Annotated in this window: 15 protein-coding genes; 2 read left to right on the plus strand and 13 right to left on the minus strand. The window is 59.1% G+C overall.

The window, feature by feature from the left end; all coding sequences use genetic code 11:
* Positions 1 to 92: 92 nt before the first annotated feature.
* The 4 genes from WG936_RS01460 to WG936_RS01475 form a co-directional block, all read right to left on the minus strand.
* The gene (locus tag WG936_RS01460; protein WP_339571918.1) at positions 93 to 2,339 is read right to left on the minus strand and encodes a polyribonucleotide nucleotidyltransferase; all 2,247 of its coding nucleotides are present in this window, start codon (positions 2,337 to 2,339) and stop codon (positions 93 to 95) included.
* 387 nt (positions 2,340 to 2,726) lie between these two features.
* Positions 2,727 to 2,996: a 30S ribosomal protein S15 gene (rpsO, locus tag WG936_RS01465; protein ID WP_339563367.1), complete on the minus strand. Its 270-nt coding sequence runs from the start codon at positions 2,994 to 2,996 to the stop codon at positions 2,727 to 2,729.
* A gap of 118 nt (positions 2,997 to 3,114) precedes the next feature.
* Positions 3,115 to 4,041, minus strand: coding sequence for a nucleoside hydrolase (locus WG936_RS01470; RefSeq protein ID WP_339563366.1), 927 nt, complete (start codon positions 4,039 to 4,041; stop codon positions 3,115 to 3,117).
* On the minus strand, positions 4,038 to 4,997 hold the full coding sequence (locus tag WG936_RS01475) for a bifunctional riboflavin kinase/FAD synthetase (protein WP_339571919.1): 960 nt from the start codon (positions 4,995 to 4,997) through the stop codon (positions 4,038 to 4,040). Before WG936_RS01475 ends, WG936_RS01470 begins: the two co-directional genes overlap by 4 nt.
* Before the next feature lie 30 nt (positions 4,998 to 5,027).
* Between WG936_RS01475 and truB the strand changes: the two genes are divergently transcribed.
* A complete protein-coding gene (gene truB / locus WG936_RS01480; RefSeq protein ID WP_339571920.1) occupies positions 5,028 to 5,921 on the plus strand; it encodes a tRNA pseudouridine(55) synthase TruB in 894 nt (297 codons plus the stop codon).
* A gap of 9 nt (positions 5,922 to 5,930) precedes the next feature.
* Here truB and WG936_RS01485 read toward each other — a convergent pair whose 3' ends face one another.
* From WG936_RS01485 to rimP, 9 genes are all read right to left on the minus strand, one after another.
* On the minus strand, positions 5,931 to 6,587 hold the full coding sequence (locus WG936_RS01485) for a 4'-phosphopantetheinyl transferase family protein (RefSeq protein ID WP_339563363.1): 657 nt from the start codon (positions 6,585 to 6,587) through the stop codon (positions 5,931 to 5,933).
* Entirely contained in the window at positions 6,577 to 7,389 is an 813-nt protein-coding gene (locus tag WG936_RS01490; protein ID WP_339563362.1) for a metallophosphoesterase family protein, read from the minus strand. Before WG936_RS01490 ends, WG936_RS01485 begins: the two co-directional genes overlap by 11 nt.
* A gap of 38 nt (positions 7,390 to 7,427) precedes the next feature.
* Positions 7,428 to 8,741, minus strand: coding sequence for an MATE family efflux transporter (locus WG936_RS01495; protein ID WP_339571921.1), 1,314 nt, complete (start codon positions 8,739 to 8,741; stop codon positions 7,428 to 7,430).
* Positions 8,742 to 9,716 (minus strand): DHH family phosphoesterase, encoded by a 975-nt coding sequence (locus WG936_RS01500; RefSeq protein ID WP_339571922.1) that lies wholly within the window; start codon positions 9,714 to 9,716, stop codon positions 8,742 to 8,744.
* Positions 9,717 to 9,719: 3 nt separating this feature from the next.
* Positions 9,720 to 10,148, minus strand: a complete 429-nt coding sequence (rbfA, locus tag WG936_RS01505; RefSeq protein WP_339563359.1) for a 30S ribosome-binding factor RbfA — start codon at positions 10,146 to 10,148, stop codon at positions 9,720 to 9,722.
* A 131-nt stretch (positions 10,149 to 10,279) separates the two neighbouring features.
* Positions 10,280 to 13,189: a translation initiation factor IF-2 gene (gene infB, locus WG936_RS01510; protein WP_339571923.1), complete on the minus strand. Its 2,910-nt coding sequence runs from the start codon at positions 13,187 to 13,189 to the stop codon at positions 10,280 to 10,282.
* A 109-nt stretch (positions 13,190 to 13,298) separates the two neighbouring features.
* Positions 13,299 to 13,628, minus strand: a complete 330-nt coding sequence (locus WG936_RS01515) for a YlxR family protein (RefSeq protein ID WP_339563357.1) — start codon at positions 13,626 to 13,628, stop codon at positions 13,299 to 13,301.
* Positions 13,629 to 13,773: 145 nt separating this feature from the next.
* Complete coding sequence (nusA, locus tag WG936_RS01520; RefSeq protein WP_339571924.1) at positions 13,774 to 14,763, minus strand: transcription termination factor NusA; 990 nt, start codon at positions 14,761 to 14,763, stop codon at positions 13,774 to 13,776.
* Positions 14,760 to 15,314 (minus strand): ribosome maturation factor RimP, encoded by a 555-nt coding sequence (rimP, locus tag WG936_RS01525; RefSeq protein ID WP_339571925.1) that lies wholly within the window; start codon positions 15,312 to 15,314, stop codon positions 14,760 to 14,762. Before rimP ends, nusA begins: the two co-directional genes overlap by 4 nt.
* Before the next feature lie 42 nt (positions 15,315 to 15,356).
* On the opposite strand from rimP, the gene WG936_RS01530 reads away from it, so the two are divergent.
* Positions 15,357 to 16,136: a hypothetical protein gene (locus WG936_RS01530; protein WP_339571926.1), complete on the plus strand. Its 780-nt coding sequence runs from the start codon at positions 15,357 to 15,359 to the stop codon at positions 16,134 to 16,136.
* Positions 16,137 to 16,159 lie beyond the last annotated feature (23 nt).

Genomic DNA, 16,159 nt, shown 5'->3' on the forward strand with positions numbered 1-16,159 from the left:
GGGCCGGAAGCCTAAACCATATTTAGAAAAACGGCGGCCTCCCCAAGCATGTGCTTAGCGAGGCCGCCGATGCAGCGAAAACGTCTAGGAGATTAGTCCTCAGACTCCGCAGCGTCATCAGAAACTGGAACCAACGAGATCTTACCGCGGTTATCAATGTCCGCGATCTCAACTTGGATCTTCTCGCCCACGTTAACTACATCCTCAACCTTCTCGACGCGCTTATCGCCACCGAGCTTGGAGATGTGAACGAGACCGTCGCGACCTGGCATCAGGGACACGAAGGCACCGAAGGCAGTGGTCTTCACCACGGTGCCCAAGTAGCGCTCGCCTACCTTAGGAAGCTGTGGGTTAGCGATGGCGTTGATCTTCTCCATCGCAGCCTCAGCGGCCTCGCCGGAGGTAGCGGAAACGTAAACCGTGCCGTCTTCCTCAATGGAAATATCTGCGCCGGTCTCTTCCGTGATCGAGTTGATGGTCTTGCCCTTAGGCCCGATCAGCTCGCCGATCTTGGATTGTGGGACCTTCACCGAGGTGATGCGTGGTGCGAGTGCATTCATCTCGTCCGGAGCATCGATGACCTCAGCCATGGTCTCAAGAATCGTGATGCGGGCATCGCGTGCCTGAGACAACGCAGCGGCGAGCACCTCAGAAGGAATGCCATCCAGCTTGGTGTCCAGCTGGAGAGCAGTCACCAAGTCGCGGGTGCCTGCGACCTTGAAGTCCATGTCGCCGAAAGCGTCTTCGGCACCGAGAATATCGGTGAGCGCGACGTAACGGGTCTCGCCGTCGACTTCGTCGGACACCAGGCCCATGGCAATACCAGCAACTGGAGCCTTCAGTGGCACGCCGGCGTTGTATAGCGACAGCGTTGAGGCGCAGACCGAGCCCATGGAAGTGGAGCCGTTCGAGCCGAGAGCTTCGGACACCTGGCGGATCGCGTACGGGAACTCTTCGCGAGACGGGATCACTGGGATCAACGCACGCTCAGCAAGCGCACCGTGACCGATCTCGCGGCGCTTAGGAGAGCCGACGCGCCCGGTCTCACCAGTGGAGTATGGCGGGAAGTTGTAGTGATGGATGTAGCGCTTGGACCTTTCAGGAGTCAGCGAATCAATCTGCTGTTCCATCTTGAGCATGTCTAGCGTTGTCACACCCATGATCTGGGTTTCGCCGCGCTCGAACAAGGAAGAACCATGCGCGCGAGGGATGAGGTCTACCTCGACCCCCAAGTCACGGATATCGGTGATGCCACGGCCGTCGATGCGGAAGTGATCAGTGAGGATGCGACGACGTACAACTGCCTTCATGACAGCGTTGTAGGCAGCACGAACTTCCTTCACTTCTTCTTCGTCAAACTTCGCGACGATCTCTTCCATGTATTCATTAGTGGCTTCGTCGCGCTCCTGCTTACCCTTGAGGGTCAGCAGCTTCTCGAGCTTCTTAGCAGCCAGCTTTTCCACTGCCGAGTAAATCTCGGAGGTGTACTGCGGGAAGAGTGGGAACTCTTGGGTTTCCTTCGCGGCGGCGTCGGCAAGCTTAGCCTGAGCGCGGCAGAGGATGTCGATGAACGGTTTTGCAGCCTCGAGGCCCTCGGCAACTACCTCTTCGGTAGGAGCTGGTGCGCCAGCCTTAACGCGCTCAATGACAGACTCGGTAGCGCCCGCCTCCACCATCATGATGGCGACATCATCGACCTGCTTCTTGCCCACCTTCTTGGAGACAATGCGGCCAGCTACCACGATTTCGAACAGCGACTGCGCATGCTGCTCGTGGGTTGGGAACGCAACCCACTGCCCCTTCGGATGCTCCTCATCAGCGATCAGCGCCATGCGCACGCCGCCGACTGCACCGGAAACCGGAAGGCCGGACAACTGGGTTGCAGCGGAAGCGCCATTGATAGCGAGCACATCGTACATGTCCTTGGGATCCATGGACAGAACAGTGATGACCACCTGTACTTCATTGCGCAAGCCCTTAACAAAGGTCGGACGCAGCGGACGGTCGATCAGACGACACGCCAAAATTGCCTCAGTAGATGGCCGACCTTCACGACGGAAGAAAGACCCCGGGATGCGGCCAGCGGCGTACATCCTTTCCTCAACGTCAACGGTCAGTGGGAAGAAGTCAAAGCCTTCGCGCGGTTGGTTGGATGCGGTGGTAGTAGCCAACAGCATCGTTTCTTCATCCAGGTACGCAGTTACTGCGCCGCCAGCCTGTCGAGCCAGCTGCCCGGTTTCGAGGCGAATAGTGCGGGTTCCGAAGTCACCGTTGTCGATAGTTGCGGTGACACCGTAGGTGCCAAACTCAGGGTCTTGATAGAAAGCGACATCGCTCATGTAGGCGAGTACTCCTCTTTACGTTCGTCTTGCGTGGCGGTCATCGGTGCCGCCAATTTTGTGTCCAGGTTTATAGACTGCCCGTTATCCTACCATTTGGGACGACAAATCCGGGTGTGCTCCCCGCCACTGCTTTTCGACGCCACCAACCAACGCATCCCGATGGCCGAGCGAACCCCGCTCACCGGGGACTAGCCGCGCGTCGCGATTGCCCGCAGAACCCCTTTTGCCGATCTTCCCTGGATGCCACCGATTACCAATAACGCCGACCTGCAAAGTTCGGCAACAAGGGTTCGCACAACCCATCGGCACGCCCCACCCCGCACACCCATACAACACAAAACGCCCCCACCGTAAAAACGGCGGAGGCGTGAAGCTTTAAGAAAATTATCGACGCAGACCCAGGCGACCGATGAGGTCACGGTAGCGCTCGACATTGTTGGCAGCCAGGTACTTCAGCAGGCCCTTGCGACGACCAACGAGCAGCAGCAGACCACGACGAGAGTGGTGATCGTGCTTGTGGAACTTCAGGTGCTCGGTCAGGATCTGAATGCGCTTGGTGAGCATTGCGATCTGAGCCTCTGGAGAACCGGTGTCGGTCTCGTGCAGGCCGTACTCGGCCAGGATTTCCTTCTTCTGCTCAGTAGTAAGAGCCATGGAGTTTTCTCCTTGTAGTTATTTCAGTCCGCATGAAAGAATCCGCTTGCAGGGCACGCGGGGCCAAACTGCTGCGAACCGCAGTAAAGACCATCGACCAACTTAGCACGCGGCGGGGTTAGGAGCGAAATCCTCCCAGCCGGGTCATGAACTCATGATGGAAACGTTCTTTCTCCACCGCCACCGCAACTCGCGTGACCGCTCCCTCGGGTCCGCGTTTAGTGGCGTCGCCAATGGTGCGCCCGCGGGTTGGGCCCGTGGTGTCCACGGTCAGATGGATCGGTAGGAAAAGTGCCAGCGTAGGATCCACCGCTACTGCCACTGCGAGCGGATCGTGCAGGCCACAGCCACCGAGTTGTGGCGAGGTCGTGGCATAGGCATCGATGTAGTAATCAGTAATATCGGCGAGGAACTCGGCACGCTCCCCTGCCCCACGCCATTGCGCGGTGTCGGACTTGCTCAGCAAAGTTTGCAGGGTGACATCAAGCCCGATCATGGTGACATCCATGCCAGATCTGAAGACCGCATCTGCGGCGTCGGGGTCCTGCGCAATATTGGCTTCACTCCACGCGGTGACGTTTCCCGGGACCGTGAGTGCACCGCCCATGATCACCACTTGGGTCTTGGCAAACGCTGGATCACGTTGCAAGGCCAGCGCGAGATTGGTGAGTGGGCCCGTGGCAACGATGATGAGGTCATCATGAGTGGCAGCTGCTTCAACGAGAAATTCGATGGCATCCGGCGCTTCACCGCTCAGGACAGGTACTGCGACGTTAGCGATGCCGTTTTCGCCATGAATGAAGCGGGAAATGTCCAGTACTTCGAAGGAGTCCGCAGCAATAGCGTGTACGGCCCCGGCATAGACGGGAATGTCGGATCGTCCGAAGAGCTGCAAAATCGCGCGGGTATTGGCCACCCCTTGCGCTGTGGTGACATTACCGAAGGTGCCGGTGATCCCGATCAGTTCGATCTCTGGGGATGCCAGTGCGTAGGCTAGCGCCAGCGCATCGTCGATTCCCGTATCGAGGTCAAGAATTACTTTCACGCCAGGATCTCGCGAATCTGCGCAATATCGCGCTCCATTGCTTCCAGCAGTTCGGCCACCGATTCGAACTTCAGCATGCCACGCACGTGCTGTATGAACTCCACGGTGCAATCATGCCCATAGAGGTCCGCATGGCGATCCAGCACGAAGGTTTCCACGCTGCGGCGGGCATCACCGAAGGTTGGATTCGTTCCTACCGAGATCGCCGCTGGGTAGCGCACGCCGCGTTCCATATCGCCGTCGATTGGCGCTTCGGAGTCGATGAGGAACCAGCCGGCGTACACGCCGTCCTGTGGCAGGGCTGCCGATTCCGGAAAGTACATATTGGCCGTCGGGAAGCCTAGCTCAGCCCCGCCGCGACCTGCACCCCGGGCCACCATGGCGGAAACGGAAAACGGCCTTCCCAGCACTACCGCTGCGGAAGCGACATCGCCGCCGGCTAGGAACTTGCGCACATTCGTGGAAGAACAGCGGATGCCATCTACCTCCAGCAAGGGCTGCACAATCACCTCGATGCCATGCGCGCGTCCCAGCTCAATGAGAGTTTCGGTATTGCCTGCTGCTTTATGGCCGAAGCGGAAGTTCTCCCCCACAACAACGCACCGTGCGCGAAGCTTGTCTCGCAGGATAGTCGTGAAAAATTCTTCCGGTTCGAGTGCAGCCAAGTCACGCGTAAATTTCAGCGCAAGCATGTGCTCTAAGCCCTGGGCCGAGATTAGTTCTGCGCGATTTTCCAGGGTCCCGAGCAGGGGCGGCATGGAATCAGGGCGAATCACCGCAGTGGGGTGCGGATCGAAGGTCATCACCACAGCGGGCAGACCGCGCTGCGTCGCCTGCTCCCGGGCGGCAGCTATCAGGCTTTGATGCCCCCGATGCACGCCGTCAAAAACTCCGATGGTGACCACAGACCCACTCAGGGTGTCCGGGATTTCTTGAAGACCATGCCAAATATCCACGGCTAAAGATTACGTCATAGACTAAAGCGCATGTGTGATCCCTTGGCTAATTCTGGAATCGTGGTCGTCGATAAGCCTGCCGGCATGACGAGCCATGACGTCGTGGCGCAGCTAAGGAGGGCTTTCGGTACGCGGAAGGTGGGGCATGCGGGCACGCTCGACCCGATGGCTACTGGAGTGCTCGTTGCGGGGATCGAGCGTGGCACGAAATTCCTCGCGCACATGGTGGCGGAGACCAAAACCTACGAAGCCACCATCCGCTTAGGCAGGTCCACCACCACTGATGACCGCGAGGGCGAAGAGCTGCAGCTCTCAGATGCCTCCGCAGTTGAGGACACCACCATAGCTGAGCATATTGCCGCGCTCACTGGTGAGATCATGCAACGCCCCAGCTCCGTGAGCGCCATTAAGATCGATGGTAAGCGCGCCCATGAACGGGTCCGCGCTGGCGAAGATGTTGTCCTGCCAGAACGACCAGTCACCGTGTTTAGCTTTGAGGTCTTGGATCGGCGTCGCGAAGGCGCTTTCTACGACCTCGATGTCAGCGTCCATTGTTCCTCCGGCACTTACATCCGTTCCCTTGCGCGCGATCTGGGCGAGAGGTGCGGGGTGGGCGGACACCTCACTGCCCTGCGTCGCAGCTCAGTCGGACCCTTCACCTTGGAGCACGCCCGCACACTCGCAGACATCAAGGAAGACCCGCGTCTGTCGCTTTCCCTGGACCAGGTGTTGGCGCTGTCCTACCCCATCCTTGAAGTCACCGCGCAGGAAAGCGCCGACCTTGCGATGGGAAAGTGGCTGGAACCGCGTGGGCTGGCAGGCGTCCACGCCGCTGTCGGGCCGGATGGCAGGGCCGTCGCCCTGGTGAAAGAGCAAGGCAAGCGCTTATCGACGGTCTTCGTCGCGCGCCCCTCAACGCTCTAGCGCGCTCGCTTAGGACACCGCGGTAGTGGCCACCACATAGCCATCCTGAACGACCCAGCGTCCCGAAATGAACGGCACTGGGGTCGGTCGCACGAGCAGATAGGACACGAAGGTCCCGTCATCACGCAGGTCAATCTCGGCCTGGTCAAATCCCAACCAGCGGTGAGTGAGCGGGAACCAGGCCTTGTAGGTGGCTTCCTTGGCGCAGAAAAGCAGGCGATCCGCGCATTCGATGCCGTTGTCTCGCAGCCGGTCGAGCTGTTCCAATTCTCCGTCACGGGCGATGGAACCGATCACTCCCGGTGGCAGTGGCTCTGCCGGCTCCGCATCCAGCCCCATGGAGCGCACCAGCAACCGCGGTGCTACTACCGCTGCCCGGAAGCCTTCGGTATGGGTCAGGGATCCGCTCACTGAGGCCGGCCACAGTGGCATCCCGCGCTCACCGCGCAGGATCGGAGCCCCAGTATCTCGACCAAGCTCTTTCAGTGCCTGGTGAGCGCACCACCGAGCATCGCCGAATTCTGCCTTACGTACATCCACGGAGTGGGCAACAAGTGCGCGTTCCAGCGGATGCAACGCGTAGAAATGGTCCAAGACAGTCGACTGTGGGCCCGTGGTGTGGGTCGCGAAACGGGCGGAGGCTGGGAACAGGGATTTATCCAGCAATGTCCACCTCCATGACCGGGAATGGCCACGGCCGGTCCGGTGGCAGCAATTCCCACTCCCGGGGATAGCCCAGCGAAACCTCAATGTGCGGTATGCCAGCTACTTCAACGATGCCTGGCATGTGTAGATGCCCGTAGATCACCGACTTCGCTTCGTAGCGTTGCGCCCACGTCCTGGTATGTCTGGTGCCGCACCACAACCCGATCTCCGGGTAAGCCATCATGTTCACTGGTTCCTGAACTAGTGGCCAGTGATTCACCAGAATCGTCGGACCGCTGACTCGGCCCAGACGCTTAATCGAATAGGCCAGGCGATCCCAACACCAGGCGCGGACATCCACGAACGGGGCGATGGCAAACTCATCGGTCATCACCACTTGTACATCGTGTGCCGCTTGCACCGCCTGTTCTACGGTCACCCCCTGTTTGCGGAAGGAGTAATCATAGAGCGTGAACAGCGGAACGATGGTGACACCGCCAAATACGGGAAAAGGATCCTCGGGGGTTAACACATCGATAAGCCGACAGCCTTCAACGAGTTCATCGTATTTGTCTCTGCCTTTGGCCCGATCCCCACTGCGGGAAAACAGCTCGTGGTTTCCCGGTACCCAGATCACGCAAGCAAATTTTTGGCGTAGCTTGCCCAGGACCTGCAGCACCAACTCCGTTCTTTCGGCGACATCACCCGCTACGATGAGCCAGTCCGAAGGATGGCGCGGGTTTATCGAGGCGATCGGGTTCGCGTTCGCTTTCACCGCCGCATGCAGGTCAGAGACGGCCCATAGCGTTTGTACTTCTGCCATTGCGTCTCTCCCTCCCAAGCTATCCTTTTGATTATGCCTCAACATTGTGCTTCGTGAACTTTAGCCCACTTCATACTCCGGAATCGCCAGATTACGGCAATTGCGCGGAGCACAATGAAGCTCGCCAGCCCACACCACACTCCTAGGATGCCCCATCCGAACGCGAGTGACAGCCAAACTGCTGGGAGAAATCCGCACAGCGCGGCCGCCATGGTTGCGTTGCGCAAAAACGCCGCGTCAGAGGCACCGAGCAACACACCATCCAGGGCGAACAACACTCCGCCGATCACGACCATGCCACACATGAGCAACCATGGACCACGCATCGTGGCCAACACGTCTTGATCCTGAGTGAAGATGCGGGGTATCACCCACGTTCCGGCGAGCAGCGCGGCACCGAGTCCGGCGGCCAGGAGCGTCGAGAAGCGCACGATCTTTTCGCCGATGGCGCGAGCAGTGCTTATCGACGCCGCCCCCAACGCCGACCCAATCAGCGCCTGCGCCGCAATGGCCAAGGAATCCAACACCAGGGTCAGGAAGGACCACAATTGCAGGAGAATCTGGTGCGAGGCCAGCGACACCGCCCCGAACCGACCTGCCACTGCTGCTGCAGACACAAAGGACACCTGCATCAGCAACGAACGCAAAATCAAGTCCTTGCCCATCGCCAACTGCTTGCTGATGATGGACCAGCGTGGCAACCAACTGCCCTTATGCGCCTTGAGCAGCGCAGCAAAGAACCCGAGGAAGGTGATGGTCTCCCCCACCAGATTCGCCCAAGCCGAACCCACGATGCCATAGTGCTGCACCAGGATCGGAACGAGCGCAGCACTGGGGATCACACCTGCGAGAGTAAACAACAAGGGCAGCCGGGTGTTTTGAATGCCGCGCAGCCAGCCGTTACCAGCCATAGTGGCCAGAATCATTGGGATGCCCAGCGAGGCCACCCGCAACCACTGGGTAGCTTCACTAGCCACTACGCTGTCCCCGGCCAACCAGAGTGAGAGTGTTGGCGCGGTGAACCATACGAGCAGTGACAATAGCGCCCCAACAACCCCCGCTACCCAGGTCGCCTGCACTCCCTCCAGCACGGCAGCGCTCTGTTTCCCCGCACCAAACAGGCGTGCGGCCCGCGCAGTAGTGCCATAGGACAGGAATGTCAGCTGCGTGGTCACCTGTGCCTGAATCGTTGTTGCGGCCCCCAGCGCAGCGAGGTCCGTCGAACCCAGCCTGCCGACGACGGCAGTATCAAGCAGCAGGTAGATCGGCGTCGCTGCCAGCACGCCTAGTGCGGGCAGTGCTAGGCCCAAAATTTGCCTAGCGGTTACTTCTTTAGGATCACGTTTGGCCATTTAAGCAAGCGTGACCTTTGTAGCCTCACGCAGGAGCGCGCCTAACACTTCCTCCACTGTCCCTTCTTGGGTATATCCGGCGGCACGCAGGTGTCCGCCACCGCCAAGGGCACCGGCGATCAGGGAAACATCAAGATCACGCGTGGTGCGTAGTGATACTGCGAACCAACCAGGGTGATATTCCTTGAGCACGGCGCCAAGATCCGCGTTATCCAGGCCCCGTACATACTCCACGAGGCTTTCCACCTCGGAGGTAGAGCGCCCGGCGATTAGATCGTGAGAAGCAATCAACACCGCCACCTTTAAATCCCCGGCCTGGTGGACAGCGATTCCACCAAGGACGCTGCCGATCATTTTCAGGCCGGCGATGCTGATGCCGTCGATAAGCTCGCCGGCAATCTCACGAGTGTCCAAGCCGCAGGCGACCAACTCGCCCGCCAGCGTGTGCATACTTGGTCTGCCCCAGCGAAAGCTGCCAGTGTCCGTGACCAGGCCGGCATACAGGGCATGCGCGATGTCCTTGGTCAGTGCAACGCCAAGGTCAGCAAGCCATTCCCGCAAAATAGTAGTGGTGGATTCCGCCGCAGAATCCAGCAGATTCACTGTGCCAAAGCCCGCGTTGGAGGCGTGGTGATCCACCATGACAACCGGTAGCGCTGCTTCCTGCAGCTGCTGGCAAAAGGCACCCGTGCGATCGATGGAACCACAGTCAACCACAATGACGAGGTCTGCTGTCGGCAGGTCCTGGGCGCAAGTGATGTCATGTGCACCAGGAATGCTCAGCAGATCCTCCCCAAAAGGGCAGGACTGTCCGATCCAACCACTGGTTTCCTTGCCCAAGCCCCGCAATGCCAGCGTCAAAGCGCACACGCTGCCGATAGCATCAGCATCGGGACGGATGTGCCCGATGACGGCTATTTTTTCGGCGGAGCGCACCAAAGAACTAGCGGCGTGGAACTGCGCCTGGGTAGTCATAGGTTATTCATCCTTATATGGCTGCGGATCGCCAGCTGGCCGGGCACCCTCGGCGAGTTTACGCAGCTCTTCATCACGCTGGCGCGCTTTTTCGAGCAGGGCCTCCATGTGCGCCGAAGCTTCCGGAACGGTATCGAGCTTAAAGCTCAAGGTCGGGGTAAACCGCACTCCTAGCTGATCGCCTACGGTCTTTCGGAGCTGGCCACGCGCACGGTGCAGTGCCTCGGCGGCAGCCTCAGTATCAGGGGCTTCGTCCACCGTGGTGCCCCGGACAGTGTAATAGATCACGGCATCGTGGAGGTCTCCGCTGACGGTGCAGTCGGTGATGGTGACAAATTCGAGCCGACGGTCCTTAATATGCAATTCCACCGTTGATGCAACGATCTGCAGGATCCGCTTGGCAAGTCGAGCTGCGCGAGCATTATCAGCCACGTCAGTCATCCCCCTTCATTTGTTCTGATTGACCTTGTTAAGTCTACTTAATTAGCGTGCTAGGAAGCTAAACAGGCACCCGGCCCAACTGGGCTAGGTGCCTGCTTGGCATGTGAGTATCCGGTGGCGAACTAGTCGCGCGGAACCTCAACCATTTCATAGACCTCGATGGTGTCCCCGACCTGAATGTCTGGGTAGGACAGCACCATACCGCACTCGTAACCGGCGGTTACCTCGGTAGAATCGTCCTTTTCACGACGCAGCGAGTCGATGTTGGTCTTTTCCACGATGACGTTGCCGTCGCGGATGAGGCGGGCCTGAGCGTTACGACGCACCTTGCCCGACTCGACCATACAACCTGCGATGAGGCCGACAGAGGAAGCCTTGAAGATGGCACGGATTTCAGCCTTGCCAACTTCGCGCTCTTCGTAGATTGGCTTGAGCATGCCGCGCAGGGCCTGCTCGATCTCCTCGATAACGCGGTAGATAATCGAGTAGTAGCGGATCTCCACGCCTTCGGCATTGGCTTCTTCCGTCGCCTTGCCTTCGGCACGCACGTTGAAGCCGATGATGACGGCATCAGATGCGGCTGCCAGCGAAACGTTGGTTTGGGTAACTGCGCCAACACCGCGGTCGATGATGTTCAACTGAACTTCGTCATCGATCTCGATCTTGAGCAGTGCTTCTTCCAGTGCTTCTACAGAACCGGCATTGTCGCCCTTGAGGATCAGGTTCAAGGTAGAAGTTTCCTTGAGCACCGCATCCAGGTCTTCCAGGGAGACGCGCTTACGGGACCTAGCAGCCAAGGCGTTGCGCTTACGGGCGCTACGCTGGTTGGCGATCTGACGTGCCACGCGGTCATCTTCAACCACGAGGATGTTGTCACCAGCACCTGGGACTGAATTCAGACCCTGTACCTGTACCGGACGGGATGGGCCCGCCTCGACAACGTCCTCACCATATTCGTCAACCATGCGACGAACACGACCGAAGGCATCGCCGACGACGATGGAATCACCGACGTGCAAAGTGCCGCGCTGGACGAGGATCGTTGCCACTGGGCCACGACCGCGGTCCAGGTGAGCTTCAATAGCAACACCCTGTGCATCCATTTCCGGATTCGCACGCAGATCAAGGGAAGCGTCTGCTGTCAGCAGCACGGCTTCCAGCAGCGTTTCAATGTTCGTGCCCTGCTTAGCAGAGATGTCCACGAACATGGTTTCGCCGCCGTACTCTTCTGGAACGAGTCCGTATTCGGTCAGCTGGCCACGGATCTTCTCCGGGGTGGCGCCTTCCTTATCGATCTTGTTCACTGCCACCACGATTGGGACATCTGCTGCCTGAGCGTGGTTGATTGCTTCCACAGTCTGTGGCATGACGCCGTCGTCTGCAGCAACAACCAGAATCGCGATATCCGTAGACTTCGCGCCACGGGCACGCATCGCGGTAAAGGCCTCGTGGCCTGGAGTATCCAGGAAGGTGATCGTACGGGACTGATTCTCGAGGTGAACCTCTACCTGGTATGCACCGATGCCCTGGGTAATGCCACCGGCTTCACCCTTACCGACGTTCTCCTTACGGATCGTGTCGAGCAGGCGGGTCTTACCGTGGTCGACGTGACCCATGACGGTGACCACTGGTGGACGCTGCGCGAGGTCATCCTCATCGCCTTCGTCTTCACCGAACTGCAGATCGAAGCTCTCCAAGAGTTCGCGGTCCTCATCCTCTGGGGAGACGACCTGAACCTTGTAGTTCATTTCTTCACCGAGCAGCATCAAAGTCTCTTCAGACACGGATGCGGTAGCAGTGACCATTTCGCCGAGGTTGAACAGCGCCTGTACGAGAGCTGCAGCGTCTGCGCCGATCTTCTCTGCGAAGTCAGCCAAGGAAGCACCGCGTGCCAGTCGCAAGGACTGGCCCTTGCCGTCCGGCAAGCGCACGCCACCGATGACGTTTGGTGCCTGCATTGCTTCATATTCGCTACGCTTCTGACGCTTCGACTTACGACCCCTGCGAGGTGCGCCACCTGGACGACCGAAAGCACCAGCGGTACCACCGCGACGTCCGCCGCGAGCGCCGCCTCCGCCGCCACCAGGACGGTTGAAGCCACCTGGGCCGTTGTTGCCACCCTGGCCGCCGGAGCCGCCACGGCCACGTCCGCCGCCAGCTGCGCGCGATGGCATCTGGCCTGGAGTAGGCGCGTTATTAGGCATCATTGCTGGCGATGGACGACGTCCGCCGCCCTGACGTTCTTCAGAACCGCCCTGCGGACGGTTGCCGCCCGGACGTCCCTGGTTGCTACCTGGACGTGGACCGCCCTGACCTGGTCGGCCTTGGCCTGCTCCGCCACGGCCGCCTGGACGAGGTGCTCCGCCGCCTGGGCGTGGGCCACCCTGACCTGGGCGTGGTGAGTTGGCGCCTGGACGAGGCGCAGGTCGCTCGGATCCGCCACCGGTAGAGAATGGATTGTTTGCTACGCGAGGTGCGCGGCCACCGGGCTTCGGCCCTGGCTTTGCCATTGGACGAGGCATAGCGCCGTCCTGTGCTGGCTTCGCTGCGGCCGGCTTTGGAGCTCCTGGCTTAGCGCCGGCAGCTGGTTTTGGCGCGCCAGGCTTGGTCGCAGCAGGTTTCGCAGCGCCAGGGGTTGGTGCCTGGAATGCTGGCTGCTGCGCATTGCTTGCAGCTGGCTTCGACGCACTGGCAGCAGGCTTTTGTTCGGCCTGTGGGGCAGCTTGTGGTGCTGGCTTGGCCGCGCCAGGTTTTGGAGCTCCTGGCTTAGCGCCGGCAGCTGGTTTTGGCGCGCCAGGCTTAGCCGCAGCTGACTTAGCAGCGGCAGGCTTACCGGCAGCAGCCTTTGGAGCTTCTGCAGCACTGACACCTTTCTTTTCGTAGTACTGCGCCATCTTCTTCACCACGGGTGGTTCGATGGTGGAAGACGCAGTTTTTACGAACTCGCCCTGATCTTTCAGGGTTCCGAGCAGTTCCTTGCTGGTAATACCGAGCTGTTTCGCCAACTCATGTACACGTAGCTTTCCGGGCACTTTTCTCCTCTATGTTTTCTAGAAGTCTCCAAGGCCCTGGAAAGGGTGTTTGGAAAGACTTCTAGGTGTCTACCTTGACGTTCATCGCTGATGCTTCATCGTGTGCTCATCAGTGCTGTAGTCTTCCTTCTTCGATGTCGGGTCCAGCAACAATAGCTGTGATGTACTCGCGTACAGGACCTGTGTCTGGGTTTCCAGACACCCTTAACGCCCGCCCGAAAGCGCGACGCTGTTCAGCAATTTCCAACGCGTTAAGCGTCGGAGTAATCCATGCGCCCCGGCCGGGAAGTTTTCTTTCCGGATCGGGCACCACTGTGTTCGGCTCTGCCGCGCTAGAAACAACGCGCAGCAGGTGTACATCGGGAAGAACTTGCTTTGTGGCAATGCAGGTACGCATCCGCAAACTCTGCACTAATGGCTGAGTTTGGACTTGTCTCATGCACTACCCTTTCTTCACGCATCGAACATGTAGCTGAAAATGGCAACAAGAAATCGCCAGCCCGCGCACGGGCCATCCACTACTCTACGCCACAACAGCCAAAAAGTTAACCCACGGTTCACCCGACACGCTGGTGGCTGTCACACTATTCCGCGTCAGAACGGATATCGATCTTCCAACCAGTCAGGCGAGCGGCGAGGCGAGCGTTCTGCCCTTCTTTACCGATGGCCAAGGAAAGCTGATAGTCCGGCACCGTGACCTGCGCATGCTGTGCCTCTAGGTCGATTACTTCGACGCTTACCACCTTGGATGGCGCGAGTGCATTGCCCACATATTTTGCTGGCTCATCGTCAAAGTCGATGATGTCAATCTTTTCGCCACCGAGCTCGGACATGATGTTGTTCACGCGCTGCCCCCGTGGGCCGATGCAGGCGCCCTTGGCGTTCAGGCCCTTGACCATCGCACGGACCGCAATCTTGGTGCGGTGGCCAGCTTCACGGGCAATGCCCATGATTTCCACTGCTCCATCGGCAACCTCAGGGATCTCCAGCTCAAACAGCCGGCGCACTAGTTCGGGGTGGGTGCGGGACAGGCTGATCTGTACGTTGCGCGGCTGCCGGTTGACCTCAACAATGTAGGTCTTCACTCGATCACCGTGGGCCAGCTTCTCACCAGGAATTTGCTCACCAGGAAGCAGCAAACCGTCCTGACCATCCAGTTCGGTGCCGAGGTTGACGACGACGATGCCGCGTTCGTTGGCAATGGCATCTGCCTCTACGCGACCGGAAACGACGGTGCCTTCCAGGCCTGAATATTGGTCAAAAGTCTGAGCAGCTTCCGCTTCGCGCAGCTTTCGGATGATCGCGTCTCGCACCGACAACGCGCCAACACGACCGAAGTCCTGTGGGGTGTCATCAAATTCGGAGACAACGTTTCCCTCTTCGTCACGCTCGGTGACGATCACGGAAACATCACCGCTGACCTGGTCAATATCGATGCGGGCATTCACATCTTCATTGCCAGCAGACGCCTTGTAGGTCTCGAGCAGCGATTGCCCAATCGTCCAGATGAGCTCTCGAACTGGGACACCTTTGTCCTTCTCGATGGCCTCAAGAGCCTTGACGTCAATATTCACTTGTTTTCCTCTCGCCACGCAGTGGCTTTGTCGTACGTCTTGCCGACGATTTCTGCTTCGTCAGCGGGAACATTTGAGAATTCAATTTCTACCACTGCTGGCGGCTGTGATGCCAATTCGAGCTCGCGGACACTGAGATTTTTTCCCTCGCGAGCGATGAGGACGACGTGGGTTTCGGCGTCGTTAAGCGCGCCGATGCGGGCAAACTCTTTCTGATCGTCCTGGGTGAGGACGACCTTGCGGCCCCGATTGCGGCGCCAATGCCGCGGCGCAGTCAACGGCGTATCGACGCCCGGAGTAGACACCTCAAGGTTGTAACCAGGCCCAAATGACACCTCACCGCGCTCCTCGGCGGCATCCAAAGCTTCCGAGACTTCATTCGAAATGACCTCAAGCAAATCAAGATCCGGACGAGAGTCACTGTCTACCGCAATAGCGACGACCGATTTCGCACCAGCCTTCGTGATCTTGATCCCCTCTAAATCCACGCCATGCGAAGCAAGGAACGGGCTGATAATTTCTGTAATTTTCTCTGCGGTAGGAAAAGCCATGGCTACCACCATAGCGCGTACTCCCAGGTAGACTGAACCGCTGTGAAACTACGCCTGCTTGCCCTCACCACAGCCTGCGCGCTCGGACTCAGCGGCTGCGCCATTATCGCGCCACCAAAACCGAACAAACCATTGCAAGCGGTAGCGGAAAGCGCGCTGAACGACTCCGCAGGCCTCGCCGAGACCGACGCCTCACTATCAGCCCTGCGCAGCGAACAAGCACAAGCTCTGTTCGCAGAAATCGCACGCCTATGTGGACGCAACAAAGAAGGCGCTACACCACCCGAATGCGTCCTCCCCACCGCTGACGCCACGCCTTCCACCGGCGATGCAACATCCTTAGCCACCGCCGCGCAGGAGCAAATACTCGCACAACTCGACGACTTCCCCAAGGAATCTCTCCCCCGCGTCTTCGAGGTTTACACCCAGCTCGCTCCCTACACCGCCGAGCGCAACCCCGGAGATGTCCCCACCAAGGACACCAAATCCGTGGATGCCATGCGGGCATGGGAAAACTCGGTCATCTTTGGGCTGGATGTAGCTTTGGCGTTTGCAGGTAACGCCACGACAGACATCGAAGCAGCGGTCGAAGTACACAAAGAGATCGCGAATGCCCTCCCTGCGGGCGAAACCCCCGCACCGACTTCGTATGATCTCAGCGGATACCCACACGTCAGCGACACCGACTCCGCCCGCGAATTCATGCAGGCAGTGCAAGCCGACAGCGTAAAACGTTGGAGCATTTCCGCAGCCGAAACCAAGGACCCCAGCTGGCGGAAATACGCGTTAATTCAGGCCGGAAACGTGGCTCGATTGGGCTAAGGCTTGGTTTTGGCGCCGCGCGC

Source organism: Corynebacterium sp. H127, from assembly GCF_037482665.1.
In the GTDB taxonomy this organism is placed as follows: Bacteria; Actinomycetota; Actinomycetes; order Mycobacteriales; family Mycobacteriaceae; genus Corynebacterium.